The organism is Microbacterium luteolum (assembly GCF_039533965.1).
Classification (GTDB): domain Bacteria; phylum Actinomycetota; class Actinomycetes; order Actinomycetales; family Microbacteriaceae; genus Microbacterium; species Microbacterium luteolum.
In genome coordinates, this window is sequence record NZ_BAAAUN010000001.1 from 3,803,313 (window position 1) to 3,828,795 (window position 25,483).

Below are 25,483 nucleotides of genomic sequence, written 5' to 3' on the forward strand. Positions count from 1 at the left end.
CTCTCACAGCTCCAGGCGGTCGAGGGGCTGGGTGTCCTCGAGCAGGTGCGCGGGCGTCGCGCGGGAGGGCGCCAGGGGCAGCGTGACGGTGAACGTGGCTCCGCCGCCAGGGGTCTCCGACACGGCGACCGAGCCGTGCAGAGCCTTCACGATGGAGGCGACGATCGCGAGCCCCAGTCCGGAGCCGCCGGTCTCCCTGGCGCGGGAGGTGTCGGCGCGCCAGAAGCGCTCGAAGATCTGCTCGCGGATCTGCGGGGGAATGCCCTCGCCGTGATCGACGACCGCGATGCTCCCGGTGCCGCGCACCCGGTCGGAGTCGACGACGATCTCGATGGGTCCGTCTTCGGGGGAGAACCGGCGGGCGTTGCCGAGGAGGTTGGTGACGACCTGCCGCACCTTGTTCTCCTCGCCGAGGACGATGGGCGGCGTGCGCACGGGGGTGTCCGCAACCTCCGTGAAGTCGATCGCGGGCAGCTGCTCCGGCTGTCGCGGGCGACGACGCAGGCGCGCCAGCGTGCCGCGGGAGAGACCGCGTGGCGTGTGCGGAGCCGCGGCCGGGGCGGGCACGGGGGCGATCCGCACGGTCGCCGTGTCCGTCACCTCCACGGTGCGGTCGATGACCGTCACGGTGCGCCCGGGCGCCGCGGCCCGCAGATCGAGTGCCGCGTCGCGGGCGATGGGGCGCAGGTCGAGGGGTTCGATCTCGGGTTCGCGTTCCTCATCGAGGCGGGCGAGTGCGAGGAGATCCTCCACGAGGACGCCCATCCGGATCGCTTCCTTTTCGATCCGCTCCATGGCGCGCGCCGTGTCCTCCTCGCCCTGGATGGCTCCCATCCGGTAGAGCTCCGCATAGCCGCGCACGCTCACGAGAGGAGTGCGCAGCTCGTGGCTGGCATCGCCGATGAACCGGCGCATGTGCTGAACCGTGCGGTCGCGCTGAGCGAGAGAACCGTCGACGCGATCCAGCATCGTGTTGATCGCGCTGTTCAGGCGGCCGACCTCGGTGGTCGGCTCGAGGTCGGTGAGGCGCTGCCGGAAGTCTCCGGCGGCGATCGACATGGCTGTGGCCTCGACCTGCCCGAGCCGGCGGAACGTGAGCGTGACGAGGCCGCGGGTGAGGAGGGCGGCGATGAGGATCGTGATCAGCGCGATCGTGATGTAGATGCCGAAGTACTGGCTGAGGATGCGATCCACCTCGGCCAGAGGCATGGCGACGACCTGGATGCGCAGTTCACCGCCGTCGCCGGGCACGGTGGCGACGGCAGCCCGGTACACGGACGCATCCGCACCAGGAAGATCGAAGGTCGTGTCCGCCTCCGACTGCGCCTTCGCGAGCGGATAGCTCTCCGGGAACACCGGCCCTCCGGAGGCTGATCCCTCGGTCGATGCCTGGAGGACGCCGCCCACATCGTAGATCGCGAAGGCGAAGTCACGCGGCTGCTGATCGCGAGGAGTGTAGACGGTGCCGCCTTCGACGGCGGTGGACTCGAAATAACGATCGGCGAGGTCGCTGGCGACCAGAGCGGGCAGTTGCGCATCGATGTTCGCGATGAGTGCGGTGCGCAGGATCGGGACCGTGCCGATTCCCGCGACGAGCAGACCGAGGGCGAGCACTGCGACCGTGACGCCGGTGACCTTCGCCCTCAGGCTGGTCCGCCGCCACCAGCCGGTGACCGCATCGGGCTTGTGCGCCATGCGGTCCTCCCGTGTGCGGTATCTGCGCCGAAGAGCGGCGTCGAAGTTCGTGCAGTCGTCAGACCGTCTTGCCGACCTTGAGCATGTAGCCGAAGCCGCGCTTGGTCTGGATCAGCGACTCCTCGGTGTGCGGGTCGATCTTGCGGCGGAGGTACGAGATGTAGCTCTCCACGATGCCCGCGTCGCCGTTGAAGTCGTACTCCCAGACGTGATCGAGGATCTGGGCCTTCGACAGCACCCGGTTCGGGTTGAGCATCAGGTAGCGCAGCAGCTTGAACTCGGTCGGGCTGAGCTCGATCGCCTCCTTGCCGACGTGGACATCGTGCGTGTCCTGGTCCATCGACAGCTCGCCGGCACGGATGATCGACTCCTCGTCGGCCTGCATGGTGCGGCGCAGGATCGCCTGCGCCCGCGCGACGATCTCGTCGAGGCTGAACGGCTTGGTGACATAGTCGTCGCCACCCGCGTTGAGCCCCTCGATCTTGTCCTCGGTGCCGTCCTTCGCGGTGAGGAAGAGGATCGGAGCCGTGAATCCGGCGCCGCGGAGCCGCTTGGTCACGCTGAAGCCGTTCATGTCAGGGAGCATGACGTCGAGGATGATGAGGTCGGGCTCCTCCTCGAGGACGGCCGAGATCGTGGCGGCACCGTTGGCCACCGTCTTCACCTGGAATCCGGCGAAGCTGAGACCCGTGGAGAGCAGGTCGCGGATGTTGGGCTCGTCATCGACGACCAGGATGCGCGCATCAGTCATGTCCCCATTATGGTGACTTCGGCAATGCGGATGCTGACTATTGTCCGGAACGGCGCGGTGTCGCCGTCGTGGAGCGGTGAAATCCTCCCGTGGGCGGATGCGATCCACAGGCGCACCCGGAAGGATCGATGCATGAGCTCGACCGAGGACGACATCGCCGCCCCCGCATCCATGACCGCATCCGTCTCCGCCGCGCCGACCCCTGCACCGGCCGCGCAGATCGCCTTCCACCGTCTCGCGCGTCTGCGTCCGCGGTACCGCTGGTGGCGGATGCTGCTCACCGGGCTTCTCGCCGTCGTGTTCTACGTGGCGCTGCTGCTGATCGTGATGGTGCCGGTGGGCGTCGCCTCGGTGCTGGTGCCGGAATGGGGCACCGAGCTGCAGACGCTCCTGGTGACGATGGAGTACTTCGACCTCGACCGTCCCTGGCTCCTCGTCGCCCTCGTGCTGCCGTTGATCCTCATGATCCCGCCGCTGCTGCTGGCCTCGCGCATCGTCGAGGGGCGCGGTGTCGGGCTGCTGTCGTCGGTCGCCGGCCGGCTGCGTCTCGGCTGGCTCGGGAAGAGTCTGCTGCTCGCGCTGGCCGTCTTCGCGGTCTACTTCGCTGTCTCCCTGGGGATCTCGGCGGCGACCGGCTCGGACATCGCCCCGGACTTCGCGCATCCGAACCTGTGGATCATGGTGCTGCTCGTGCTGCTTCTGATCCCCTTCCAAGCAGCCGCCGAGGAGTACGTCTTCCGCGGCTACCTGATGCAGCTCGTCGGCGGTTGGCTGCGGCATCCGGCCTTCGCGATCCTGCTGCCGGTCCCGCTCTTCGTGCTGGGCCACGGATACGACGTCTGGGGTGCCGCGAGCGTCGGGGTGTTCGCGATCGTCGCCGCCTGGCTGTGCTGGCGGACGGGCGGCCTCGAGGCCGCCATCTCGCTGCACATCGTCAACAACGTGCTCATCTTCCTGTTCGGATCCGTGGGGATGGTCGACGCGAACGCCACGTCCGGCACGCCGATCGACCTGCTGGGCTCCACGGTGGCGATGGTCGTCTACGCGCTGCTCGCCGACCGGTGGGCGCGCCGGCTCGGCGTGGTGCGCACAGCGCCTGCGCCGATCGCCGCGTCAGGCGGCGCGAACGGGACCCATCGCCTGGACGTCGTGTTCCACGGCTGAGTCGCAAGGCGCGGGTGGACGACTTCAGGCCGCGATCGCGTCGGCGTCCATGATCGTGTAGCTGTAGCCCTGCTCGGCGAGGAACCGCTGGCGGTTCTGTGCGTAGTCCTGGTCGATCGTGTCGCGGGCGACGAGCGTGTAGAAGCTCGCCGTGTGTCCCGACTGCTTCGGGCGCAGCAGACGGCCGAGACGCTGGGCCTCCTCCTGGCGGGAGCCGAACGATCCGGAGACCTGGATGGCGACGGATGCCTCCGGCAGGTCGATCGAGAAGTTCGCCACCTTCGACACCACGAGCAGCGAGATGTCGCCCTCGCGGAAAGCGCGGTAGAGCTCTTCGCGCTCGTCCACCGGCGTCGCCCCCGTGATCTGCGGCGCGTCCAGCGCCTCGGACAGCGACTCGAGCTGGTCGAGGTACTGTCCGATCACGAGGATGCGCTCGCCCGGGTGCTTGGCGATCAGCTCGCGGACGGCCTGGACCTTGGCCGGAGCGGATGCCGCGAGCCGATACCGCTCGTCGTCCGTCGCCGCGGCGTACTCGAGCCGGTCGCTCGGCGGAAGATCGACGCGCACCTCGTAGCAGGCCGCGGGGGAGATGAAGCCCTGGGCCTCGATCTGCTTCCAGGGAGCATCGAACCGCTTGGGGCCGATCAGGCTGAACACGTCGCCCTCGCGCCCGTCCTCACGGACGAGGGTCGCGGTGAGTCCGATCCGTCGCCGAGCCTGCAGGTCCGCGGTGAGCTTGAAGACAGGGGCGGGGAGGAGGTGGACCTCGTCGTAGACGATGAGGCCCCAGTCGAGAGCATCGAGGAGCGCGAGATGCGCGTACTCGCCCTTCCGCTTGGCCGTGAGGATCTGGTAAGTCGCGATCGTGACCGGCTTGACCTCTTTGGCCTGGCCGGAGTACTCGCCGATCTCCTCGGCGGTCAGGCTCGTGCGCTTGAGCAGCTCGTCGCGCCACTGCCGGGCCGAGACGGTGTTCGTCACCAGGATCAGCGTGGTCGTCTTGGTGGCCGCCATGGCACCGGCGCCCACGATCGTCTTGCCCGCGCCGCAGGGGAGCACCACGACGCCCGAACCGTCCTTCGAGAAAGCGTCGACGGCATCCTGCTGGTACGGACGGATGTGCCAGCCGTCCTCGGCGAGGTCGATCTCGTGCGGGGTGCCGGGGGTGTAGCCGGCGAGGTCCTCGGCCGGCCAGCCGATCTTCAGGAGCTCCTGCTTGATCTGGCCGCGCGCCCACGCGTCGACGACGAACGTCTCGGGGTTCGGATGCCCGATCAGCAGCGGCTGGATGCGCTTGTTGTTCGCGACCTGGGTCAGCACCGCGGGATCGGAGGAGCGCAGGATGAGCGTCCCCTCGTCGTCCCGCTCGATCACGAGTCGCCCGTAGCGGTTGACCGTCTCGCGCAGATCGACCGCGACGGACGGCGGGACCGGGAAACGCGACCAGCGGTCCAGCGTCTCGAGCATGTCCTCGGCGGTGTGGCCGGCGGCGCGCGCGTTCCACAGCCCGAGCCGCGTGATCCGATACGTGTGGATGTGCTCGGGGGCGCGCTCCAGCTCCGCGAAGATCGCGAGTTCGTGGCGGGCGCTCTCCGCGTCGGCATGGGCGACTTCGAGCAGCACGGTGCGATCGCTCTGGACGATCAGGGGGCCATCAGACATAGCTGTCCAGTTTACCGGGCGCTGGAGGCTCGGGGCCTACTGCGCGACGACCGATGCGGCCAGGATGCTCGAGACGGGCAGGGTGCGCTCGACGTCGGCCGCACGATCGCGCCCGCGGAGGCGACCACCGCCGATCCCGGTCGCCTCGAGCAGGAGCTCGCGCGTCGATCCGTCCGGCATGCCCACGGTGACCTGGAGCACGGCCTTGGCGCGGACCGCGGCCTCCAGCTCCCGATCGAGCCATGCCGCGTCGGCATCCGGGCCCTGGTGGTCGCGCAGGCGGGCGATCAGTGCGCTGACGTCGGGGGCATCGACGTCGGGGGCGGTGACGGCTGGGGCGGGATGCCGTTCCCGCACCGGGATGGCGCCGTCCGCTCCGACCAGCGTCGCCGGGTAGCGTGCGTCCGTGAGTGCCCAGTAGACCGTCTCCCGGCTGACCCGGGTGGTGAGCGATTCGGCATGCTTCGCGAGCGCGAGGGGCCGCAGGGACTGGTCGACGGCCATGGCCTGGATGAGGTGGAGGTCGGTGCTCTCGATCCGCGTGCGACCGGTCTCGTCGTCGATGGAGACGCGCACCAGGCCGTGTCGCTGCGCGGTCTGGGCGACCAGATAGCTCAGCGGCTGCGGGATCCCGGTGAGGGAGATCCCGCCGAGGAACTCGAGGATCGACTCCTCGGTCTCGCCGACGACGAAGGCATGCGCCATCGATTCCGCGGTGAAGCGGTACGACGATGCCTGCGCGGCCGACTCGCGAGCGGCGATGCCACGAAGGCGCACGTCCAGTGCCGGTTCGAGCGGGCCCGGCGCGATCGCGGTGAGATCGTTCTGCAGGAAGATGCGGTCGACCTCGGCGGGCAGCAGCCGGACGAGCGCGTCCGGGTCGGCGTCCTCGCCGCGGCGCACCGATGCGGCCCACTCCGGTTCGGTGCCGTCCTCCGCGATCAGGCCCAGGAGGCGTGCCCCCTCGCGCAGCATGCGGGAGCGTTCCGGCCAGGACGGGTCCCACGGATGCGCGAACGGCCAGGACTCGGGCGGAGTCCACCCGCCGTCCGCGGATCGGACGCCGCGCGGCAGCGACGCGCGGAAGCTCGTCACCAGGACCGTCCAGCGATCCGCGACGGAGGAGATCAGCCAGGTCTCCGCGGATGCGGTGGTGCGCAGCCGGCGGTTGGCGGCGACGGCGAGTCCGGCGTCGATCGCGATCGCGAGCAGGGTGTCGACGATGTCGGCCGAGATCCCCGAATCCGCGAGCTGGCGCTTCTCGCCGGCGCTGATGCTGCCGCCGGCGAGCAGGGCGAACGGTGCTTCGCGGGCGACGAGCAGCACGTCGGCGAGCACCGCCACCGTGGTGAACGCGCGTTCCGCAGCGTGTGCTGACGCGGTCTCCGCCGCGGGACCGGGAGCAGCGGCGTCGCCGACCTCGGTGACGGAGCGTCCGGCGAGCACGGGCACGAGCGGTGCGTAGGGGGTGCCGTCCGGGCGCAGCAGAGCGAGCGCCGTGAGCGTCTCGCGCTCGCCGCCGGGATCCCCGCCGTCGGCCGCTCGGAGCAGCGCCGCCGCCTCGGCAGCGGTGAGGGAGGGGAGGAGCTTCGTGAGCGCCGACGGATCGAGCAGGGCCTCGGCGGCGTCGAAGAAGTCCTGCCACGGGACATCCGGCCGCACCCCACGGGATGAAAGCAGGTGCTGCAGCGCATCATCGCTCGACGCGGCCAGCCAATCCGCCAGCGGTCGTGCGTGAGTGCTCATGGGCGCTGCCTCAGGAACGCGACGCTGCGCGACCCTTTCGGATGAAGCTCATCACGAGCAGCGCGATGATCATCACGAAGGCGATCGGCAGGCCCCAGAACGGGATCGCGGCGATCAGCGGCCACAGTCCTTCGCCGAAAGCGGATTGATCCATGCCGACCGCGGTGCCGATGATGATCGCGAAGAAGCAGATCACGGATGCCGCGGCGATTCCGAGCGCGGAGAACGCGAGGAGGCGATCCACCCGGCGGACGGGAATCTCCGGTTCCGAATTCTGCGTGCTCATCCGTCTCACCCTACTCGTACCGGGGCTTCGATTCCGCCGGTCCGACGACCGGTAGGCTGGGAGGGTGCGCGCATCAGCGTGTGCACTCTTCTGCATACCGATTTCAGCGAGGTTCTCCCATGCCCACCGGCAAGGTCAGGTTCTACGACGAAGACAAGGGTTTCGGCTTCATCGCCAGCGATGACGGCCAGGACGTCTTCCTGCACGCCTCGGCGATGCCCACGGGCACCGCGGTGAAGGCGGGAGCGCGCGTGGAGTTCGGAGTGGCCGACGGCAAGCGCGGTCTCCAGGCGCTCTCGGTACGCGTGCTCGAGGCGCCGCCGAGCCTGTCGAAGGCCAAGCGGATCCCGGCCGACGACATGGCGATCATCGTCGAGGACCTCGTGAAGCTCCTCGACACCATCGGCGGAGACCTGCGTCGCGGACGCTATCCGTCTTCCGGACACGGCCGCAAGATCGCGGCCGTCCTGCGCAAGGTCGCCGATGACCTCGAAGCCTGACGCCGACGCGCGTCTCCTCGACGCCCACGATCTCGCGCTGGATGCCCTCCGCGAGATCACTCCCGCGACCTCGATCGGCCCGGCTGCCGGCTACCTCCTCGAAGATGACGGCTCGGTGTCGTTGCGCTTCGAGAACCGGCTGCCCGGCTATCCCGGCTGGTACTGGACCGTGACAGTCGCACGTGTCGAGGACGAGGACCCGACCGTGCTCGAGGTCGAGCTTCTCCCCGGCGACGGCGCCCTCCTCGCACCGGAGTGGGTGCCGTGGGCCGAGCGTCTCGCGGACTACCGGGCGCACCAGGTCGAACTCGCCGAGCAGGCGGCCGCCGAAGCGGCCGAGGCCGGCGAGGTCGTCGAGGAAGACATCGATGACATCGACGATGACGATGCCGAAGACCTCGATGAGGACGACGACCTCGACGACGATGAGGACGACGACGCTCCGGCCACCGTTCTGCATGCCGGCGACGTCGACGGCGTCGACATCGATGAGCTCGACCCGAGCGTGTCCGACGAGGACCTGACGGACGACGGCTTCGACGACGATGAGGACGACGCCGACGAGGACGACTCCGACGACGCCGACGACGACTCGGACGACGACGAGGACGCCGACGACGAGGAGTGACTCAGGCGCTCAGGCGCCCAGGTTCTCCAGCACGTAGTCGAGCGAGCGGATCAGCTGGCGGACGTCGTCCGGCTCGATCGAGACGAAGGTCGCCACGCGCAGCTGGTTGCGACCGAGCTTGCGGTACGGCTCGGTGTCGACGATGCCGTTGGCTCGGAGCGTCTTCGCGATCGCTGCCGCGTCGATGCTCTCGTCGAAGTCGATCGTGGCGACCACCGGCGAGCGGTGCGTGGCATCGGCGACGAAGGGCGTCGCGACCGCGGACGCCTCTGCCCAGTCGTACAGCGCCGAGGACGACGCGGAGGTGCGGCCGGCGGCCCACGCGAGTCCGCCGTTGCCGAGGATCCAGCTGAGCTGGCTGTCCAGCAGGTGGAGCGTCGTGAGAGCCGGGGTGTTGAGCGTCTGGTTCAGGCGCGAGTTGTCGACCGCGTTCTTCAGGCTGAGGAACTCGGGGATGTAGCGGCCGGAGGCCGCGATCCGCTCGATCCGCTCGATCGCGGCGGGGGAGACCGCGGCGAACCACAGCCCGCCGTCCGACCCGAGGTTCTTCTGCGGGGCGAAGTAGTAGACGTCGGCCTGGGTGACGTCGAAGTCGATGCCGCCGGCGGCGCTGGTCGCATCGATGACCGTCAGGGCACCGTCCGCACGGACGCGCTCCACGGGAGCGGCGACACCGGTCGAGGTCTCGTTGTGCGGCCAGGCGTACACGTCGACGCCGTCGACGACCTCGGCGCTCGCCCGCGATCCCGGCTCGGCCTTGCGCACATCAGGGGCGTCGAGCCACGGGGCGCCTGCGGCCGCGGCGAACTTGCCGCCGAACTCGCCGAAGACGAGATTCTGGCTGCGGCGTTCGATGAGGCCGAACGCGGCCGCATCCCAGAACGCGGTGGAGCCGCCGTTGCCGACGAGGATCTCGTACCCTTCCGGCACGCGGAACAGGGCGGCGAGCTGCTCGCGCACGCTGCCGACCAGGTTCTTCACCGGGGCCTGACGGTGCGAGGTCCCGAGGATCGTCGCGCCGGATGAGAGCAGCGCCTCGAGCTGCGCGGGGCGCACCTTCGAGGGACCGCAGCCGAAACGACCGTCAGCGGGCAGGAGGTCACCGGGAATCTCGATCGCCATGGGTCGATTCTAGGGGGCGCGCGGTGTCGTTCCCCGCCGGGGGCGGATCCGATGTCCGTGCGGGAATGTAGGCTTGCCTAAGAATCTCGGAGGGCCTGCACATGACCGATCTGATCGACACCACGGAGATGTATCTCCGCACCATCCTCGAGCTCGAGGAGGAGAACATCGTGCCCCTGCGCGCGCGCATCTCCGAGCGCCTCGGTCACTCCGGCCCCACGGTCTCGCAGACCGTCGGTCGCATGGAGCGCGATGGGCTGGTCGTCGTCTCCGAAGACCGCACGCTCGAGCTCACCGACGCGGGGCGCCGCAAGGCGGTCGACGTCATGCGCAAGCACCGTCTGGCCGAGCGCCTGCTCTCCGATGTCATCGGGCTCGACTGGGCGTTCGTGCACGAAGAGGCCTGCCGCTGGGAGCACGTGATGAGCGAGCAGGTGGAGCGTCGTCTCGTCGAACTCCTGGGTCACCCCACCGAGTCGCCTTACGGGAACCCGATCCCGGGCCTCGACCAGCTCGGCGACCTGCCGGCGCGCACCTTCGACGAGGGCGTCATCGGCCTCGTCCAGAAGCTGAACGCGGCGGGCGAGCCCATCGAGGGGACGGTCCGGCGTCTGGCCGAACCCGCCCAGGTCGATCCGGAGCTGCTGGAGCAGCTGCGCGACGCCGGTGTCATGCCCGGCGCCCACGGCGACTTCCGTTTCAGCGAGGGCTACGTCCTGATCCAGATGGACGGCAAGGAAGACGGGCTGGAACTGCCCGTCGAGCTCGCCTCCCACATCTTCCTGGTCGGCGAGCCGGCCTGATCCACGCGGAAAACCGGGGCTCTGCGTCGATTGCCAGGTTCCCGGGGTGACATGATCGTTATCTTCCGGTAACCTCGGTCAAGTCGTCAGCGAAGAAGCCCGCTGGCGATGACCCGCGAAGATCGCCTTCCAGGCTCGTCGTCTTCACGGCAGGAACGCACAAAGTACCCGAGCTACATTCGTGCCACGAGAACGAGAGTGCCGACGAGCCAGCGCTACCCGAAAGCGCGAGGGCCCAGGAGGACAAAGTTTTGGCCGCAGACATCGAACCGACCGCGAAGACATCTGAAGACCGAGTTCCCGCCCGCCGCACCAGCGCGCGGGTGACGGCTCGAAAGGCCGTCAAGCCACTCCGATCCGTCGCCATCTTCGCGGCCGTCGGTGCACTGGTCGCCGCCGTCGCCCTTCCCGCCTATGCGGCGAGCAAGCCGGACGAGGCCGCGACGACCGTGCAGCAGCTCGCTGCCGTCGATGCGCAGTCGCTCGTCGTCGCCTCGCAGGCGACCGCAGCGCCGCTCAACCGCGGAACCTTCACGGCGACGACGCCTGAGGAGATCGAGAAGAAGAAGGCCGAGGCGGCTGCTGCCGCTCGTGCCGCCGCAGCCTCGCCCGCGACCGCGAACTTCAACACCGCCGGCTACGCCCTGGTCTCGCCGGGATCCGGCGAGGTGCGCTATCCGCTGCCTCCCGGTTCCTACACGGAAGGCCGCACGATCGGCGGCGGCCACAACGGCGTCGACATGCTGGCACCGGCCCTCACCCCGATCTACGCCACGGCGGCGGGCGTCGTCCGCGCGTCGGCCGAGAGCATCGGCGGCTACGGCGTGTGCGTCATGATCGACAGCGTCGTGGGCGGACAGCAGGTCCAGAGCACCTACGGTCACATGACCTACGGATCGCGTCAGGTGGAAGAAGGCCAGACCGTCTCCGCAGGACAGCTGATCGGCTACGTCGGCAGCACCGGAAGCTCCACCGCGAACCACCTCCACTTCGAGGTGTGGATCAACGGCGGAATCGTCGAGCCGTACTCCTGGCTCGCGGCGAACGCCGGCTGATCCGCGGGACACGCTTCCGTCCGTTCACCTGGCGTTTCGCCTCCCATCCAGCTGGATGGGTTAGCCTGAACCCGTTGTCGTACTGGCGGGAGAGGCAGATGGAGCGAATATCGAGCATCCGAACCATGGATGCCCTCGGTCGTCACGTCCTCCTGCATAGCCCGCAGGGATGCCACGGCGTTGCCGTGCGCGAAAGGCGCTGTCTTTAGACAGCGCCTTTTTTCGTCCCTGCGAACGCTCTGCCGCCTGCACGACCTCGTGTGAGTCGAGAGTGCCGGGAAGCCGTCCCGGCGGATCGAGAGGATGACGAATGCGCACACTGGTCCTGAATGCCGGATACGAGCCGTTGGCGATCGTGTCGTTCAAAAGAGCGCTCGTGCTCGTGATGAACGACAAGGCGACGGTGATCGAACGCGTGGAAGACGACCCCGTCTGGGGGAGCCACGGCGTGTACGACCGCCCGGCGGTCATCATCCTCTCGCGGTACGTGCGGGTGCCGACGAGCAGACGGGTGCCGGTGACGAGGAGAGGCGTGCTCCGCCGCGACAACCACCGCTGCGGCTACTGCGGCAAGGCGGCATCCACCATCGACCACGTGCTCCCGCGCTCACGCGGCGGCGCCGACTCGTGGGAGAACCTCGTGGCCTGCTGCCTGCGCTGCAACAACGTGAAGAGCGACCGCACGCCGCAGGAGATGCGCTGGCAGCTGCGGTTCACCCCTCGCCCGCCGCACGGCACGGCCTGGACCGTTCGCGGGACCGAACGCAGCGACCCTCGGTGGGAGCCGTACCTCGCCCTCGCGGCCTGAGCGAGCTGACAGACCTGGAGAGAGAGGAAGGGCCGCCCGGGAGGGCGGCCCTTCTCGCTTCCGTGCCCGCGACAGGATTCGAACCTGCGACCTGCCCTTTAGGAGAGGGCTGCTCTATCCCCTGAGCTACGAGGGCGCGGTTCAAGTCTAGGTGACCGATCACGCCCCGTCCGCGTTAGTCCTGCCCGCGCCGCCACAGCTTCGAGGGCCACCAGATGGCCTTCCCGATGTCGTACGCGAGGGCGGGCACCAGCAGCGAGCGGACCACGAAGGTGTCGAGCAGCACGCCGAACGCGACGATGAACGCGAGCTGTACGAGGAACAGGATCGGGATCACCGAGAGAGCGGCGAACGTCGCGGCGAGCACGAGGCCGGCCGAGGTGATCACTCCGCCGGTGATCGAGAGCCCGCGCAGGACGCCCTCGCGGGTGCCGTGCGCCTGCGACTCCTCCCGCACGCGGGTCATCAGGAAGATGTTGTAGTCGATGCCCAGGGCGACCAGGAACACGAAGCCGAAGAGCGGGACGGCGGGGTCGGCTCCGGGGAACTGGAAGATCCCGTTGAACACGAGCGCGGAGACGCCCATCGCCGTGCCGAACGAGAGCACGGTCGTGAGGATCAGCAGCACCGGTGCGAGGATCGACCGCAGCAGCAGCATCAGGATGAACATGATCACCACGAGGATGACGGGGATGATGAGGTTCCGGTCGTGGATCGACGCGTCGTTCGTGTCGATCGAGGTCGCCGTCACACCGCCCACGAGCGCATCGAGATCGTTCAGCTCGGACCGCAGCTCGCGCACCGTGGCTGCCGCGGCGTCGGAGTCCGCGGCATCCGTCAGCGTCGCCTGCAGCAGGACGTCCCCGTCGACGGTCGTCGGTTCGGGCGCCGGGGTGCCCGGAGGGCCGACGGCGGTCAGCCCGTCCTCGGTCACGGTCGCCGTGCCGCTGGGGGAGTCCGCCGCAGTGACCGCCACTCCGTCGATGCCGTCGCTCGCGAGCAGCACGTCGGCGGCATCCTGCAGCCTGTCCGCGGCGACGACGACGTAGGCCGGGCTGCCGGAGCCGCCGGGGAAGTGCTCGCCCAGGGCGGCCTGACCGTCGCGGGCTTCGGATGCCCCGAGCACCAGGTCGGACTGGGGGATGCCGGTGGCGTCGAGCTGGGTGACGCCGGCCGCCCCGACGAGGAGCACGGCGGTCGTGACGATCCAGATCACGCGGGGGCGCCGTTTGATCAGGCCCGCCAGGCGCGCCCACAGCCCCGTCGTGCGCATGCCGTGCTCCGCCTCGACGACCTCGGGCTCGAACTTCGGGCGACGCGGCCAGAAGACCGCGCGTCCGCAGAGCAGCAGCAGCGCCGGCAGCAGGGTGAGAGCGGCGAGCATCGCGAAGACGATGCCGATGGCGGCGACGGGTCCGAGCGTGCTGTTCGACTTCAGATCGCTGAGCAGCAGGCACAGCAGGCCGGCGATCACCGTGCCGCCCGAGGCCACGATCGGCTCGAAGGAGCCCTTCCAGGCGGCGGTGACGGCGGCGCCCTTGTCCTGGACGACACGGAGCTCCTCGCGGAATCGCGCGACGAAGAGCAGGGCGTAGTCGGTCGCCGCGCCGATCACCAGGATGAAGAGGATGCCCTGGGTCTGACCGCTGAGCAGCAGGATCTCGAACTTCGCGAGCCACCACACCACGAGCAGCGCGACGCAGAGCGCGAAGAGGCTCGTCGACAGCACGACCAGTGGCAGCAGGAGTGACCGGTACACGAGCACGAGGATCACCAGCACGGCGAGGAGCGCGACGCCCAGGAGGAGTCCGTCGATCCCGGAGAAGCCCGCCACGAGGTCGGCGCTGAAGCCGGCGGGTCCGGTGATGTAGACCGTGATGCCGTCGGGCACGGCGGCGCGGAGCTCCTCGCCCAGCGCGGCGGTGGCGTCCGCGAGTTCCGCGTCGCTCTGGATCGGGATGAACGCCTGCACGGCGAGCCCGTCGTCGGAGGGGAGGGCGGGCGAGACCTCGTCACCGATCCCCTCGACGGAGGGCGCGTCGGCGACGGCATCCGAGATCGCGTCGAGCTCCGTCGGGGTGAGCTCCTCCTCGGAGGTGAACACGGCGATGGCGGGGATGGAATCGCTGTCGTTGAACTCGCCGAGCAGCTTCTGCACCTGGGTCGCGTCCGCCGACTCGGGGAGGTAGGTCGTCTGGTCGTTCGACGACACCTCGTCGACCTTGCCGAACAGCGGTCCGCCGAGAGACGCGCCGACGAGCCACACGAGGATCAGCGCCACCGGGATGAAGACGCGCACCCAGGAGTGGTGTCGTGAGCGCTCTCGGGTCGGCGAAGCGGGGGCGTGATCGGGGCGGGACATTGGGGGCCTTTCGGAGGGCTGCGGTTCGGGAATCAGGAGACCCACGCGAGGATGAGGATCATCGTCGCGAGGAAGCCGGAGAAGTAGTTCAGGGCGATGAATCGCCGCCACGCGCGGTTCGTGGTCGCGGACGTGTCGTCCGTGACGTTCCACCAGGGCGCCGCGTTCACGACGTACGGCAGCGCGAGGAGAGCGGCCAGTGGCCCCGGCCACGGGGTCAGGAGCATCGCGGCGCCGGCGACGATCCACAAGACGAGCGACAGCCGCACCGTCGCCCGCGCTCCGATGACGGTCGCGATCGACGAGATCCCCGCGTCGCGGTCGGGCCCGATGTCCTGCACGGCGCCGAACGCGTGCGCGGCCATTCCCCACAGGAAGAACGCGGTGAGGGTGAGGACGGCGCCAGGCGTGACCCCCGCGCCGGCGAGAGCGAGCCCGACGATCGCCGGGCTGACGAAGTGCGTGCTCGAGGTCACGGAATCGAGGAACGGCCGTTCCTTGAACCGCAGCACGGGTGCGGAGTACGCGATCACGGCGAAGACGCTGACGGCCAGCCAGATCCACGAGGCCGGACCGCCGACCGCCACGAGGTAGGCGAGGAAGGGAAGGTTGGTCAGGGCGGCGGCCCACAGCGTCGCACGATGGATGCGAGGCGCGAGCAGCGCGCCCTCGATGCCGCCCTTGCGCGGGTTGGCCAGGTCGGAGGCGTAGTCGAAGACGTCGTTGATCCCGTACATCGCGAGGTTGTAGGGGATGAGGAAGTACAGCGTGCCGATCACCAGCGTGAGGTCGACCTCACGGGTGCTGAGCAGATACGCCGCCGCGAAGGGGAACGCGGTGTTGATCCAGCTGATCGGGCGCGACGAGAGGACGATCTGCGCGATGTCGTGTCCGATGCCACGGGTAGGCGATGCGGCGGCGCTCATGCCCGTTCCTCTCCGTCGCCCTCGCCGGGGTGGGCGCGTGCACGCCGGCGGGCGCGAAGCGCAGTCCACAGCGGCGGGAGGAGCAGGGCGCCGGCGAGGGGGTAGGCGAAGTCCTCGATGGGTGCGAGGCCGATGTGCAGGCCGAGCAGATGTGCGGGCGAGTAGTGGAACAGGCCTGTCGCGATCATCACGGTGTCGAACACGGCCGTCAGGAGGAAGAGTGCGAGGATCGTCAACCCGACGGCGACGGGGCGAGGGCCGCGCCGGCGGGACGCGACCGTCAGGGCGATGCCGCAGACGGCGGCGGCGGCGAGGAAGCACGCGGCGAGCTGGAGATAGGTCACGGTCGTCTCTCCTGCGCCTGGCGTCGCGGACGACGATGCGTGAGCACGCGGACGGCCCCGGTGTACAGGATCATCGTGCACAGGACGAGGAAGAGGAGGAAGACGGGCTCCTCGATCGGGAGCTCCGGTGCCAGCACGATCCCGGTCGCGATGGCTGCCTCGCCGCGGAAGAAGATCCCTCCGGCGATGCCGGCGACGTCCCAGGCCAGGAAGAACACGAAGCCGACGACGGTCACGATCGCGGCCGACAGCGCGTCGCGCCAGAAGAAGAGCCGGAACCGCCGGTCCAGCAGCAGCAGGCATCCCGAGAACAGGATCAGCGCGCCCAGGTAGAGCGCACCCATCAGCCGGACTCCCCGCGCACGGGCTCCCGCACGGGTTCGCGGAGCGGGCCGGCGGTGTGATCGCCGCGCACGCGCTTCAACACGATCTCGGCGCTGATGAGGCACATGGGAACGCCCACGCCCGGTGCGGTGGTTCCGCCGGCGTAGTAGAGGCCCCGCACACGGCGCGAGGCGTTCTGCGCGCGGAACATCGCGCTCTGGCTGAGGATGTGCGCCGGTCCCAGCATCCCTCCCCGCCAGGAGTTGTAGTCGTCCCGGAAGTCGGCGGGCCCGACGGTCTCGCGGACGACGATGCGATCGCGGAGATCGGGCACGTCCGCCCACGTCGAGATGAGATCGATCGCGGCATCCGCCGCGCGCTCGACCTGCGGGGACCCGGCGCCGTCGGAGCCCCCGTGACCGAGGTCGACATCTGCGGGGACGGGGACCAGCACGAAGAGGTTCTCGTGGCCGGGTGGGGCGACGTCGGGGTCGGTCGCACTCGGACGGCAGACGTAGGTCGACGCGGGCGAGGGGACCGAAGGGGCATCGCCGAAGATCGCGTCGAAGTTCGCGTCCCAGTCGTCGGTGAAGAAGAGGGAGTGGTGCGGCAGCTCGGGCAGAGCGCCCCGGATGCCGAGCATCACGAGCACGCCGCCCGGACCGCTGGTACGGCGCTCCCACCAGGACTCAGGGTAGGACTGCAACGCCTCCGGGAGCAGCGTCGTCTCGGTGTGGTGCAGGTCCGCCGCCGAGACGACGATGTCCGCGCTCTCGATGTGGGCAGCGCCGCCCTCGTCAGTCCATGTCACGCCGGACACGGCCGGGCCGTCCGGCCCCTCCTGCGTGCGGATGCCGGTGACCTCGGCGCCCGTGATGACGCGGACGCCGGCGTCGCGGGCGAGCTCGCCGATGCGCTCGACCACGCGCCAGAATCCGCCCTGCGGGTAGCTCACGCCCTGATCGAGATCGAGTGCGCTCATCAGGTGATACATCGCGGGGGCGCTGCGCGGGTCGGTGCCGAGGAACACCGCCGGATACCCGAGGATCTGACGGATGACCGGGTGGCGGAAGCGGCGGGCGGCGAAGGCCTGCAACCGCGTGCCCAGCAGCGAGAACAGGCGGGGGAGTGCGCGCAGAACCTCGGGGGCCGTCAGGGTGCGGAGCCGCGTGAACGGGTTGTACAGGAAGTACTTCTCGGCCATCGTGCTCGCGTCGTGCGCGGAGTCGAGGTAGGCGTCGAGAGCGGGCGCGGAACCCGGCTCCAGGGATTCGAAGAGCCGGGAGACGGCCGCGCGCCCTGAGGGGACGGTGACGGGTTCTGCCGCGACGTCGGGTGCGCGGAACACGCGATACCCCGGATCGAGGAGGGTGAGATCCAGCTGCGCCTCGGTCGTCGTGCCCATCATCGCGAAGAAGTGATCGAACACCTCCGGCATGAGGTACCAGGACGGACCGGTGTCGAATCGGAAGCCATCGCGCTCCATGGTCCCCGCGCGTCCGCCGACCCTGGCGTTCTTCTCGAGCACGACGACCTCGTGCCCGTCGCGTGCGAGCAGTCCAGCGACCGCGAGGCCGGCCACTCCGGCGCCGATCACCACCACGCGGCTCATCGACCGCGCTCCAGGGCGGTGATGACGAGGGCGCGCGCCGCGAGACCAGCCTTGATCGGGTCGGGGACGCGGACGCGCCTGCGATACAGCTCCTCGGCGGGTGTGCGTGCCACGCGGTGGGTGAGCGCCGCGAACAGGGCGAGTGCGCTTCGAACGGCCGCGCGGGCGTCCTTGGGGAGGAGGGGGATCGCGGTGCGGGCGTCGTCGAGCTGTCGATGCACCGTCTCGACCCAGGCATCGCGATCGGCGTCGGTGAGACGGGTCGAGCCACCCAGGTATCCGCGGTGGAGCCGATCGGTGTCGTCGGCCAGATCGCGGAGGAAGTTCACGTTCTGGAAGGCCGCGCCCAGCTGCCGTGCGCCGCGGACGAGCGTCTCGTGCTCCTGGGGCGTCCGATCCTCTTCTCGCAGGAACACCTGCAGGCACATCAGGCCGACGACCTCGGCCGAGCCGTACACGTAGTTCGCATGGGCATCGGCGTCGTAGGCCGCGAAGCCCGCGTCGGCGGCGATGTCGGCCGTCATCGAGTCGAAGAAGGGCTGTGTCAGGTCCTCGCCGATCGAGCACTCCCGCGCGGTGCGGGCGAAGGCGTGGAGGATGAGATCGCTGCTGTAACCGCTGCGCATCGAGCGATGGGTCTCGGCGATGTACGAGGCGAGTGCCGCCGACTGGGCCGACACGTCGAGCCCTGCCTCGGCCGCGACGCCGTCGACGATCTCGTCGGCGATGCGGACCATCGCGTAGATGTTCCGCACGTGCTGACGGTGCCGCTTGCCGAGGAGCCGGGTGGCCAGCCCGAAGGAGGTGGAGTAGGCGCGGATCACGTCGGTCGTCGCGATCTCGGCCGTGCGATTGAAACGTCGGAGAGCGCCGTCTCCGGCAGGAACCGGGGGCTTGTCCGTCATACCGTGCGGCCTTCGATGCGGGACGTGAGCCCGAGGATCGTGCGCCCTGCCGCCGGCGAGATGGTTCCGGCCGACTCGGCCTCGCCGAGGATGGTCGACACCGCCCCGAGCTGCTCCTGCACAAGGCTGCGGACGAAGCGCTCGGCGCCGCACTCGCGAAGGCGGTCGCGGATGTCGGAGGCGTCCGCCACGCTGAGGTCCATCGAGCCGAAGCGCAGTTCGATGCTGGGCCAGTGGCCGGTCATACGGGCGTAGGCGATGATCGCGGTCTCCTTGCCCTCGCGCAGATCCGAGAAGGCGTCCTTGCCGTGGGCCTCGGGGTCGCCGAACACCGAGAGCAGGTCGTCCTGGAGCTGATAGGCGAGCCCGAGGTGCCGGCCGATCGCGGTGAGCTGCTCCTCGGCCGCGGGCGACGAGCCGGCGAGCACGGCCGCAGCGCGGAGGGGGAGCACGAAGGAGTAGGTCGCCGTCTTGTAGGCGCTCGTCGAGAGGATGGTCCGCAGGTCCGGGGCGATGATGCCGTCGCTCAGGCCAATGTCGGTGTGCTCGCCCGCGACGGTCTCGAAGATCGTCTGCTCGAGCAGGGCGAGGAGACGGGTGCGTGCGTCGCTCGAGACATCGGCGCGCGCGAAGCCCAGCACGGCGGAGGCGAGCAGCAGGTCACCCATGAGGATGGCGCTGGAGCGAGCCCAGTGCAGCGCCGGCTCCGCGGGTTCGGTCGACCGGCGCTCGACGAGGGATCCGATCAGGTTCGGGCGACGACGACGGATCAGGTCGCCGTCGATGACGTCGTCGTGGAGGAGGAAGGCGAAGTGCAGCAGCTCGACATGCACCGCGACGTCGATCGCGCGCTCGACCTCGGCGATCGTGAGGCCTGCGGGGGTGAGGCTCCGCAGGAGATCGATCAGCAGCCGCGGCCGGATCAGCTTTCCGCCGAGCGCGTGCTCGGCAGCGGCCTGCCAGAGCGCGACGAACTCGGTGCCGTAGTGCTCGGCGGCGGCGGAGCGCTCCGAGAAGCGGCGCCGCAGCGCCTCCTCGATGCGGGTGCCGAGGTCCTCTGCCGTCGCTGTGGACGTCATCGGTCAGATCTCCCCGATGGCACGGAGGAGGGGAAGCTGCTCGACCATCCAGGGGCTGAATGCGAAGGGTGTACGGGCAGCGGCGTCGATGAGGTCGTCGACCTCGACCCACGTCCACTCCGCCACCTCGTCGGGGTCGGCGAGCGGATCGCCGTCGACGACGGCGACGTGGACAGGGCAGATCTCGTTCTCGACGATGCCGCTCGCATCGACCGCGCGATAGCGATAGTCGGGCAGGACGACGCGGAGATCGGTGATGTGCAGGCCGAGCTCACCGAGACCGTGCCGGTGGACGGCGGCGGTCATCTGCTCGTCGGGGCGCGGGTGGCCGCAGAAGCTGTTCGTCCACACGCCCGGCCATGTCCGCTTGCCGAGCGCGCGCCTGGTCACGAGCACACGTCCGCGGGAGTCGAAGACGTAGCAGGAGAAGGCGAGGTGCAGCGGAGTGTCCCGGGTGTGGACTTCGCTCTTCGGCCGGGTGCCGATCGCTGTCCCGTCCTCCGCGAGGAGCGTCACGTGATCCACGGAGCCTCCCTCATCGTTTTAGCTAACTTAGTGAGTAATCAACTTAGCATGAAACTCTTCGTGTGTAACATGATCGCATGGACTCGGAGGCCGGCACCACCCCGCGCGCGGTTGCGGCGAACTCCGCCGGAACGCCCGACGGCCTCAGTCACGCCGCGATCTACGACGTCGAGGCCAGCGATCCGCGCAGCAGCCTGATCGACCGCACCGGCGTGCCGCCCGAGGATCTGCGCCAGATCGCCGCGGTGATGGAGGCTCTGGCCGGACTCCGCGACGCCGAGCAGCGCCTGTCGCAGGCGTCTCGGCGGTACATGCGACTCAACGAGACCGACATGCGCGCGCTGCACTACCTGATCGTGTGCGCGAATCGGAACCTCGTGTCGACGCCGAGCGGGATCGCGCATCACCTCGGGATCTCGACAGCAGCGACCACCAAGCTGCTCGATCGCCTCGAGAACGGCGGACACATCCATCGCGCGCCGCACCCGACCGATCGCCGAGCGCTCGCGATCACGATCACACCCGAGACCCGGCATGCGGCGATGGAGACGGTGGGGCGTCAGCAGGCCAAGCGGTTCTATGCGGCAGCGCGGCTGAGCAGAGAGGAGCGCGACCTCGTCATCCGCTTCCTCGCCGACATGACCGATGAGATCACGCTCCGCGACGAGCCCTGGCTGACCCAGACGGCGGACTAGACCATTCCGCCGGAGCGACGTCCGGCGGAATGGTGAAGGTCAGTGGGCGGCGTTGTACGCCTCGACGACCGGGGCCGGGATACGGCCACGCTCCGACAGCGTGTAGCCGTTCGCGTTGGCCCAGGCGCGGATCGCCGCAACCTCGGGATTGCGTGCCTGACGCTTGCGCGGGGAGGCGGCACGTGTGGAACTCGATGCGCCGGCGCGGCGACCTGCCGAGATGTACGGTTCGAATGCCTGACGCAATTCCTCGACATGCGTGGAATTGAGGTCGATCTCGTACGAGGTGCCGTTCAGCGAGAAATGCACGGTCTCGCCCTCGCCGACCTCCAGCACGCTGCCGTCGATATCGTCTACCAGCTGGTGCACAATTCTTCTCGCCATGGAATTGACCCTACAGCGCGCATAAAGAGGAAGACAAGAAGATCCGCGGAATGCGACGGCTATTCGTGACCGGTGTCGATCAGCTTGAGGCCGACAATGCATCCGACGAGTCCCATCAGCAGCAGAATGCGCAGCCAGGAGACCTCCGTGTCGCCGGTGATCATCGCCCAGATGACCGTGAGAGACGCGCCGATGCCGACCCATACGGCATAAGCAGTACCGGTCGGTATGTCCTTCATCGCGTAGGCGAGTCCGACCATCGAGAGTGCCAGGCCGACGAAGAAGATGACGCTCGGCCAGAGCTTCGTTAGTCCTTCGGACTTTCCGAGTGCGGTGGCCCAGACGGCCTCGAGGACTCCGGAGACGATGAGAATGATCCACGACATGATCGGTCCTTTCGGACCAGTCTTTTCGCTCACCGGGTACTGGTCTGCCTCGTCCGGGGCCGGAGTTCTCCGACCACTGCCGATGATAGCGGAGGGGGCTGGGCAGGGCCTGGGCAGTTCGACGAGGGATCCGGCGTGCGCGTCAGGTCAGGGGAGGAGACCTGCGCGCCGAGCGCGTGTGACGGCGGAATGGCGGGTCGAGGCGTCGAGCTTCGACATCGCGGTGCCGAGGTAGGCCTTGACCGTGCCTTCGCGGAGTCCCAGCTGGGCGGCGATCTCGGCGTTGGTCGAGCCGAGCGCGGCGCAGGCGAGCACGTCGGTCTCGCGGGGGGAGAGGTGCACGGTCGGAACGGGGCCGGTGACGACGGGAACCGCATCGCCTGCCAGAGTGACCAGGCGCCGCTCGACCTGGGCGATTCGCGCACGGAGCTCGGGGTCGTCGACGTCGGCGGCGATGCTCCGGAGCGCGGCGAAGCTCTCCCGCAGCTCCTCGCGCTGCGGGGCGGGTACGGCCTCGGATCCCGGAGCGGAGGTCCGGAGCCGCCGCTCGACCTCGTCGCGGATCCGCAGTTCATCGGCGACCGACTGCGCGACCTGCATCGCCGGCGCGGTCGTCACCCCGCCGACCTGCTCCTCGTCCCAGGCGCCGGCATAGAGCACGCCGCGGGGTCGGCCCTGAACCACGATCGGGAGGGCGAGCAGCGTCCGCAGTCCCTCGCCCAGCACGAACACGTCGTAGTCGTGCGTGATCTGCTGCGAGGAGCCGTAGTCGCTCGTCATGCGCGGACGGAGCTCCATCATGGCTCGGCCGCCGAGGCCGCGCTCGGGGCGGACGCGCAGACCGTCCAGCGCTCGGGTCCGGTTGCCGACGATGCTCGTCACGCTGACGACGCCCTCTTCGATCAGGCCACCGAAGGCGACAGGGAAGCGCGTACGCCGGGCGAGCTCGCGCACCGCATTGGCGACGAGTTCGCCCTCGGATTCGATGGCGACCGGTGAGCTCACGACTACCTACTTTCGGGGGTGACGGCACCGTTCCCCGTTTCGTAGCGTCGACCCTATCACTCGCGCGACTCCGTCGTGCGAGCACCGGACATGAGGCAAGGAGGCCCCATGAGCGACCAGACCCCCGCGGGTTCGAGCACCGCGATCGATTACATCGCCATCGAGGAATCACCGAGATTCCGCACTCTGAAACGCACCCAGCGATCCTTCATCTTCCCTCTCGCCGCGTTCTTCCTCATCTGGTATTTCGCGTATGTGCTTCTCGCTGCATTTGCGACGGAGTTCATGGGTCAGCGGGTGTGGGGCGATATCACCGTCGGCCTGCTCCTCGGGCTCGGACAGTTCGTGACGACCTTCGCCATCACGATGATCTACGTGTCATTCGCGAACAGGAAGATCGATCCGCTGGCGACCGAGATCCGTGAAGAACTCGAGAAGGCGCAGGGCCAGGCATGAACATCGTCCCCTTCGCGACCGAACCCGTCGCCATCGAGAGCAACCCCGTTCTCAACATCTCGATCTTCCTGGCCTTCGTGGCGGTGACGCTCTTCATCGTCATCCGGGCCAGCCGCAACAACAAGACAGCGGCCGACTACTACGCCGCCGGCCGCTCGTTCACCGGTCCGCAGAACGGCTTCGCGATCGCCGGCGACTACCTGTCCGCAGCATCCTTCCTCGGCATCTGCGGTGCGATCGCGATCAACGGCTACGACGGCTTCCTCTACTCCATCGGATTCCTGGTGGCGTGGCTCGTCGCGCTGCTCCTGGTGGCGGAGATGATGCGCAACACCGGCAAGTTCACCATGGCGGATGTGCTGTCGTTCCGCTTGAAGCAGCGCCCCATCCGGATGGCTGCGGCCATCACCACGCTCGCGGTGTGCTTCTTCTACCTGCTTGCCCAGATGGCGGGTGCCGGCGGTCTCGTGTCGCTGCTGCTCGGCATCGACGGCCGCCTCGGGCAGTCGGTTGTGATCGCGGTGGTCGGCGTCCTGATGATCGTCTACGTGCTCATCGGCGGGATGAAGGGCACGACGTGGGTGCAGATCGTGAAGGCATTCCTCCTGATCGGCGGCGCACTCGCGATGACCATCTGGGTGCTCGCGATCAACGGGTTCAACCTCAACACGCTGCTCGAGGCCGCGGTCGCGAACTCCGACAAGGGTGACGCGATCCTGGCCCCGGGGCTGCAGTACGGCGCGAATCCCTGGGACTTCCTGTCGCTCGGAATGGCGCTCGTCCTCGGCACGGCCGGCCTGCCGCACGTGCTGATGCGGTTCTACACGGTGCCGACGGCGAAAGAGGCTCGCCGTTCGGTCGTCTGGGCGATCTGGCTGATCGGGGGGTTCTACCTGCTGACGCTCGTGCTCGGGTACGGCGCCGGTGCGCTCGTCGGAGCGGACGTCATCGCGGCGGCTCCCGGCGGCGTCAACTCCGCCGCGCCCCTGCTCGCTCTGCAGCTCGGCGGGCCGGTGCTCCTGGGCTTCATCTCGGCGGTGGCTTTCGCGACCATCCTCGCGGTCGTCGCCGGTCTCACGATCACGGCGGCGGCGTCGTTCGCCCATGACATCTATGCGAACGTGATCCAGAAGGGGAAGAGAGATGCCGCGGGCGAGCCCGTGGAGGCCGACCCGGACGCCGAGGTGCGCGTCGCGCGCCGGACCGTGATCGTCATCGGCATCCTGGCGATCATCGGCGGCATCGGAGCGCAGGGGCAGAACATCGCGTTCCTGGTGGCGCTGGCCTTCGCCGTCGCGGCATCCGCCAACCTCCCGACGATCCTGTACTCGCTCTTCTGGCGGCGCTTCTCGACACGGGGCGCGGTGTGGAGCATGTACGGCGGGCTCGGCTCCGCCATCCTCCTGATCGTCCTTTCGCCGGTGTTCTCCGGAACGCCGACGTCGATGATCCCCGGGATCGACATCGCCGTGTGGCCGTTGAACAATCCGGGGATCGTGTCGATCCCGCTCGGCTTCCTGCTGGGCTGGCTCGGCACCATCACCAGCAGCAGGAAGGAGTCCCCGGACCTCGCCGCCGAGATGGAGGTGCGCTCGCTCACGGGCTTCGGAGCGGAGAAGGCGACCGAGCACTGATCCGCGGAACCTCGAGCACGTGGACCCGGCGGCCTACTCGCCGGGTCCACGTCGTCTCGGGGGCGCCGCTCAGCGGGATTCGAGGTCCAGCAGGAACCTCTTGCGCTCCGGGTGCGCGCCGTAGTGACCCGCGGATCCGTCGGAGCGCACGACGCGGTGCACGGGGACGATGATCGAGAAGGGCGTGAGGCGACAGGCGGTGCCGACCGCGCGCGCTGCTCCGGGGTGGCCGGCGAGCACGGCGACCTCGCCGTAGCTGAGGGTCTCGCCCCACTCGATGTCGCAGATCGTCTGCAGGGCGAGCAAGGGGAACCCCTCGACGAGCCGCCAGTCGAGGCGGAGGTGATCCTCGAAGCGGATGGGCTCTCCGTCGAAGTAGGAGTCGAGCAGATGGGCCAGCTCGTCGGCCGCGCCCGGATCGGGCTCCGGCATCGCGTGCAGCTGGCGGGCGGTGCCTTCGAGGAGCCAGGGCACGGAGGGGTCCTCGGATTCGGAGAGGTCGAAGCGCACGATGCCCTCGTCGGAGAACACCGCGAGAGCATCCCCGAACGGGGTGGGGGCGAAGTCGTAGCGGAAGGTCATGCCCCCATACTGACCGGGTGCGACGACCTCGCGGATCCCTC

27 protein-coding genes, 1 tRNA gene and 1 riboswitch are annotated in these 25,483 nt (G+C 69.0%); of the genes, 9 read left to right on the forward strand and 19 right to left on the reverse strand.

Translation table 11 applies throughout. From position 1 onward, the window contains the following. Positions 1-3: 3 nt before the first annotated feature. Positions 4-1,695 (reverse strand): sensor histidine kinase, encoded by a 1,692-nt coding sequence (locus ABD648_RS18580; protein ID WP_282216415.1) that lies wholly within the window; start codon positions 1,693-1,695, stop codon positions 4-6. A gap of 58 nt (positions 1,696-1,753) precedes the next feature. Then, positions 1,754-2,446: a response regulator transcription factor gene (locus ABD648_RS18585; RefSeq protein ID WP_116635886.1), complete on the reverse strand. Its 693-nt coding sequence runs from the start codon at positions 2,444-2,446 to the stop codon at positions 1,754-1,756. A 132-nt stretch (positions 2,447-2,578) separates the two neighbouring features. Between ABD648_RS18585 and ABD648_RS18590 the strand changes: the two genes are divergently transcribed. Further along, positions 2,579-3,610 (forward strand): CPBP family intramembrane glutamic endopeptidase, encoded by a 1,032-nt coding sequence (locus ABD648_RS18590; RefSeq protein ID WP_282216416.1) that lies wholly within the window; start codon positions 2,579-2,581, stop codon positions 3,608-3,610. 24 nt (positions 3,611-3,634) lie between these two features. Here ABD648_RS18590 and ABD648_RS18595 read toward each other — a convergent pair whose 3' ends face one another. Genes ABD648_RS18595 through ABD648_RS18605 form a run of 3 tightly spaced genes read right to left on the reverse strand, consistent with a single transcriptional unit; the run spans position 3,635 to position 7,307 of the window. Continuing rightward, positions 3,635-5,275 carry a DNA repair helicase XPB gene (locus ABD648_RS18595; RefSeq protein ID WP_282216417.1) on the reverse strand — a complete coding sequence of 547 codons (1,641 nt, stop codon included), beginning with the start codon at positions 5,273-5,275 and terminating at the stop codon, positions 3,635-3,637. A 36-nt stretch (positions 5,276-5,311) separates the two neighbouring features. Next, a complete protein-coding gene (locus ABD648_RS18600) occupies positions 5,312-7,021 on the reverse strand; it encodes a helicase-associated domain-containing protein (protein WP_282216418.1) in 1,710 nt (569 codons plus the stop codon). A gap of 10 nt (positions 7,022-7,031) precedes the next feature. Further along, the gene (locus ABD648_RS18605; protein WP_282216419.1) at positions 7,032-7,307 is read right to left on the reverse strand and encodes a multidrug ABC transporter ATPase; all 276 of its coding nucleotides are present in this window, start codon (positions 7,305-7,307) and stop codon (positions 7,032-7,034) included. A 119-nt stretch (positions 7,308-7,426) separates the two neighbouring features. Here ABD648_RS18605 and ABD648_RS18610 point away from each other — a divergent pair, with 119 nt between their 5' ends. Together ABD648_RS18610 and ABD648_RS18615 are read left to right on the forward strand one after the other, a co-directional pair. Then, positions 7,427-7,807 carry a cold-shock protein gene (locus tag ABD648_RS18610; RefSeq protein ID WP_116635891.1) on the forward strand — a complete coding sequence of 127 codons (381 nt, stop codon included), beginning with the start codon at positions 7,427-7,429 and terminating at the stop codon, positions 7,805-7,807. Continuing rightward, a complete protein-coding gene (locus tag ABD648_RS18615; protein WP_282216420.1) occupies positions 7,791-8,435 on the forward strand; it encodes a DUF3027 domain-containing protein in 645 nt (214 codons plus the stop codon). Before ABD648_RS18610 ends, ABD648_RS18615 begins: the two co-directional genes overlap by 17 nt. Positions 8,436-8,444: 9 nt before the next feature. Here the strand turns inward: ABD648_RS18615 and serC are convergent, their stop codons facing one another. Continuing rightward, positions 8,445-9,557 (reverse strand): phosphoserine transaminase, encoded by a 1,113-nt coding sequence (gene serC, locus ABD648_RS18620; RefSeq protein ID WP_282216421.1) that lies wholly within the window; start codon positions 9,555-9,557, stop codon positions 8,445-8,447. 101 nt (positions 9,558-9,658) lie between these two features. On the opposite strand from serC, the gene ABD648_RS18625 reads away from it, so the two are divergent. The 3 genes from ABD648_RS18625 (at position 9,659) to ABD648_RS18635 (ending at position 12,223) form a co-directional block, all read left to right on the forward strand. Continuing rightward, the gene (locus ABD648_RS18625; RefSeq protein ID WP_282216422.1) at positions 9,659-10,360 is read left to right on the forward strand and encodes an iron-dependent transcriptional repressor DtxR; all 702 of its coding nucleotides are present in this window, start codon (positions 9,659-9,661) and stop codon (positions 10,358-10,360) included. Positions 10,361-10,683: 323 nt separating this feature from the next. Continuing rightward, entirely contained in the window at positions 10,684-11,415 is a 732-nt protein-coding gene (locus ABD648_RS18630; protein WP_282216423.1) for a M23 family metallopeptidase, read from the forward strand. 310 nt (positions 11,416-11,725) lie between these two features. Then, positions 11,726-12,223: an HNH endonuclease gene (locus ABD648_RS18635; protein WP_282216424.1), complete on the forward strand. Its 498-nt coding sequence runs from the start codon at positions 11,726-11,728 to the stop codon at positions 12,221-12,223. A gap of 63 nt (positions 12,224-12,286) precedes the next feature. Here ABD648_RS18635 and ABD648_RS18640 read toward each other — a convergent pair. From ABD648_RS18640 to idi, 9 genes are all read right to left on the reverse strand, one after another. Next, a tRNA-Arg gene (locus ABD648_RS18640) sits at positions 12,287-12,359 on the reverse strand. Between the two features lie 39 nt (positions 12,360-12,398). After that, the gene (locus ABD648_RS18645; RefSeq protein WP_282216425.1) at positions 12,399-14,585 is read right to left on the reverse strand and encodes an MMPL family transporter; all 2,187 of its coding nucleotides are present in this window, start codon (positions 14,583-14,585) and stop codon (positions 12,399-12,401) included. A gap of 32 nt (positions 14,586-14,617) precedes the next feature. Next, the gene (locus ABD648_RS18650; protein WP_282216426.1) at positions 14,618-15,511 is read right to left on the reverse strand and encodes a prenyltransferase; all 894 of its coding nucleotides are present in this window, start codon (positions 15,509-15,511) and stop codon (positions 14,618-14,620) included. After that, positions 15,508-15,855: a lycopene cyclase domain-containing protein gene (locus ABD648_RS18655; protein ID WP_282216427.1), complete on the reverse strand. Its 348-nt coding sequence runs from the start codon at positions 15,853-15,855 to the stop codon at positions 15,508-15,510. Before ABD648_RS18655 ends, ABD648_RS18650 begins: the two co-directional genes overlap by 4 nt. Beyond that, entirely contained in the window at positions 15,852-16,199 is a 348-nt protein-coding gene (locus tag ABD648_RS18660; protein WP_282216428.1) for a lycopene cyclase domain-containing protein, read from the reverse strand. The genes ABD648_RS18655 and ABD648_RS18660 overlap by 4 nt, the downstream gene beginning before the upstream one ends. Then, positions 16,199-17,791 carry a phytoene desaturase family protein gene (gene crtI / locus ABD648_RS18665; protein WP_282216429.1) on the reverse strand — a complete coding sequence of 531 codons (1,593 nt, stop codon included), beginning with the start codon at positions 17,789-17,791 and terminating at the stop codon, positions 16,199-16,201. The genes ABD648_RS18660 and crtI overlap by 1 nt, the downstream gene beginning before the upstream one ends. Further along, positions 17,788-18,696, reverse strand: a complete 909-nt coding sequence (locus tag ABD648_RS18670) for a phytoene/squalene synthase family protein (protein ID WP_282216430.1) — start codon at positions 18,694-18,696, stop codon at positions 17,788-17,790. Before ABD648_RS18670 ends, crtI begins: the two co-directional genes overlap by 4 nt. After that, positions 18,693-19,775, reverse strand: a complete 1,083-nt coding sequence (locus tag ABD648_RS18675; RefSeq protein WP_282216431.1) for a polyprenyl synthetase family protein — start codon at positions 19,773-19,775, stop codon at positions 18,693-18,695. The genes ABD648_RS18670 and ABD648_RS18675 overlap by 4 nt, the downstream gene beginning before the upstream one ends. A gap of 3 nt (positions 19,776-19,778) precedes the next feature. Continuing rightward, positions 19,779-20,300, reverse strand: a complete 522-nt coding sequence (gene idi, locus ABD648_RS18680; RefSeq protein ID WP_282216432.1) for an isopentenyl-diphosphate Delta-isomerase — start codon at positions 20,298-20,300, stop codon at positions 19,779-19,781. A gap of 77 nt (positions 20,301-20,377) precedes the next feature. Between idi and ABD648_RS18685 the strand changes: the two genes are divergently transcribed. Beyond that, positions 20,378-20,995, forward strand: a complete 618-nt coding sequence (locus ABD648_RS18685; RefSeq protein ID WP_282216433.1) for a MarR family winged helix-turn-helix transcriptional regulator — start codon at positions 20,378-20,380, stop codon at positions 20,993-20,995. Positions 20,996-21,034: 39 nt separating this feature from the next. On the opposite strand, the gene ABD648_RS18690 is transcribed toward ABD648_RS18685, so the two are convergent. The 3 genes from ABD648_RS18690 to ABD648_RS18700 all read right to left on the reverse strand — a co-directional run bounded on the left by ABD648_RS18690 (position 21,035) and on the right by ABD648_RS18700 (position 22,770). Continuing rightward, the gene (locus ABD648_RS18690) at positions 21,035-21,379 is read right to left on the reverse strand and encodes a histone-like nucleoid-structuring protein Lsr2 (protein ID WP_282216434.1); all 345 of its coding nucleotides are present in this window, start codon (positions 21,377-21,379) and stop codon (positions 21,035-21,037) included. 59 nt (positions 21,380-21,438) lie between these two features. Continuing rightward, positions 21,439-21,765 carry a DMT family transporter gene (locus ABD648_RS18695; protein WP_282216435.1) on the reverse strand — a complete coding sequence of 109 codons (327 nt, stop codon included), beginning with the start codon at positions 21,763-21,765 and terminating at the stop codon, positions 21,439-21,441. 11 nt (positions 21,766-21,776) lie between these two features. After that, a riboswitch (guanidine-III (ykkC-III) riboswitch) is annotated at positions 21,777-21,843 on the reverse strand. A gap of 69 nt (positions 21,844-21,912) precedes the next feature. Beyond that, on the reverse strand, positions 21,913-22,770 hold the full coding sequence (locus ABD648_RS18700; RefSeq protein WP_282216436.1) for a LuxR C-terminal-related transcriptional regulator: 858 nt from the start codon (positions 22,768-22,770) through the stop codon (positions 21,913-21,915). Positions 22,771-22,878: 108 nt separating this feature from the next. Between ABD648_RS18700 and ABD648_RS18705 the strand changes: the two genes are divergently transcribed. Both ABD648_RS18705 and ABD648_RS18710 read left to right on the forward strand, forming a co-directional pair. Next, positions 22,879-23,226, forward strand: coding sequence for a DUF485 domain-containing protein (locus tag ABD648_RS18705; protein ID WP_282216437.1), 348 nt, complete (start codon positions 22,879-22,881; stop codon positions 23,224-23,226). Then, positions 23,223-24,860 (forward strand): solute symporter family protein, encoded by a 1,638-nt coding sequence (locus tag ABD648_RS18710; RefSeq protein WP_282216438.1) that lies wholly within the window; start codon positions 23,223-23,225, stop codon positions 24,858-24,860. The genes ABD648_RS18705 and ABD648_RS18710 overlap by 4 nt, the downstream gene beginning before the upstream one ends. 69 nt (positions 24,861-24,929) lie before the next feature. On the opposite strand, the gene ABD648_RS18715 is transcribed toward ABD648_RS18710, so the two are convergent. Continuing rightward, the gene (locus ABD648_RS18715) at positions 24,930-25,442 is read right to left on the reverse strand and encodes a methylated-DNA--[protein]-cysteine S-methyltransferase (RefSeq protein ID WP_282216439.1); all 513 of its coding nucleotides are present in this window, start codon (positions 25,440-25,442) and stop codon (positions 24,930-24,932) included. Positions 25,443-25,483 lie beyond the last annotated feature (41 nt).

Coding starts and splice junctions, on each gene's coding strand:
- ABD648_RS18705 (WP_282216437.1), top strand. CDS start 22,879: ATGAGCGACCAGACCCCCGCGGGTTCGAGCACCGCGATCGATTACATC.
- ABD648_RS18690 (WP_282216434.1), bottom strand. CDS start 21,379: ATGGCGAGAAGAATTGTGCACCAGCTGGTAGACGATATCGACGGCAGC.
- ABD648_RS18635 (WP_282216424.1), top strand. CDS start 11,726: ATGCGCACACTGGTCCTGAATGCCGGATACGAGCCGTTGGCGATCGTG.
- ABD648_RS18625 (WP_282216422.1), top strand. CDS start 9,659: ATGACCGATCTGATCGACACCACGGAGATGTATCTCCGCACCATCCTC.
- ABD648_RS18615 (WP_282216420.1), top strand. CDS start 7,791: ATGACCTCGAAGCCTGACGCCGACGCGCGTCTCCTCGACGCCCACGAT.
- ABD648_RS18685 (WP_282216433.1), top strand. CDS start 20,378: ATGGACTCGGAGGCCGGCACCACCCCGCGCGCGGTTGCGGCGAACTCC.
- crtI (WP_282216429.1), bottom strand. CDS start 17,791: ATGAGCCGCGTGGTGGTGATCGGCGCCGGAGTGGCCGGCCTCGCGGTC.
- ABD648_RS18660 (WP_282216428.1), bottom strand. CDS start 16,199: ATGGGTGCGCTCTACCTGGGCGCGCTGATCCTGTTCTCGGGATGCCTG.
- serC (WP_282216421.1), bottom strand. CDS start 9,557: ATGGCGATCGAGATTCCCGGTGACCTCCTGCCCGCTGACGGTCGTTTC.
- ABD648_RS18585 (WP_116635886.1), bottom strand. CDS start 2,446: ATGACTGATGCGCGCATCCTGGTCGTCGATGACGAGCCCAACATCCGC.
- ABD648_RS18650 (WP_282216426.1), bottom strand. CDS start 15,511: ATGAGCGCCGCCGCATCGCCTACCCGTGGCATCGGACACGACATCGCG.
- ABD648_RS18710 (WP_282216438.1), top strand. CDS start 23,223: ATGAACATCGTCCCCTTCGCGACCGAACCCGTCGCCATCGAGAGCAAC.
- ABD648_RS18600 (WP_282216418.1), bottom strand. CDS start 7,021: ATGAGCACTCACGCACGACCGCTGGCGGATTGGCTGGCCGCGTCGAGC.
- ABD648_RS18590 (WP_282216416.1), top strand. CDS start 2,579: ATGAGCTCGACCGAGGACGACATCGCCGCCCCCGCATCCATGACCGCA.
- ABD648_RS18715 (WP_282216439.1), bottom strand. CDS start 25,442: ATGACCTTCCGCTACGACTTCGCCCCCACCCCGTTCGGGGATGCTCTC.
- ABD648_RS18580 (WP_282216415.1), bottom strand. CDS start 1,695: ATGGCGCACAAGCCCGATGCGGTCACCGGCTGGTGGCGGCGGACCAGC.
- ABD648_RS18645 (WP_282216425.1), bottom strand. CDS start 14,585: ATGTCCCGCCCCGATCACGCCCCCGCTTCGCCGACCCGAGAGCGCTCA.
- ABD648_RS18675 (WP_282216431.1), bottom strand. CDS start 19,775: ATGACGTCCACAGCGACGGCAGAGGACCTCGGCACCCGCATCGAGGAG.
- ABD648_RS18610 (WP_116635891.1), top strand. CDS start 7,427: ATGCCCACCGGCAAGGTCAGGTTCTACGACGAAGACAAGGGTTTCGGC.
- ABD648_RS18695 (WP_282216435.1), bottom strand. CDS start 21,765: ATGTCGTGGATCATTCTCATCGTCTCCGGAGTCCTCGAGGCCGTCTGG.
- ABD648_RS18605 (WP_282216419.1), bottom strand. CDS start 7,307: ATGAGCACGCAGAATTCGGAACCGGAGATTCCCGTCCGCCGGGTGGAT.
- ABD648_RS18595 (WP_282216417.1), bottom strand. CDS start 5,275: ATGTCTGATGGCCCCCTGATCGTCCAGAGCGATCGCACCGTGCTGCTC.
- ABD648_RS18670 (WP_282216430.1), bottom strand. CDS start 18,696: ATGACGGACAAGCCCCCGGTTCCTGCCGGAGACGGCGCTCTCCGACGT.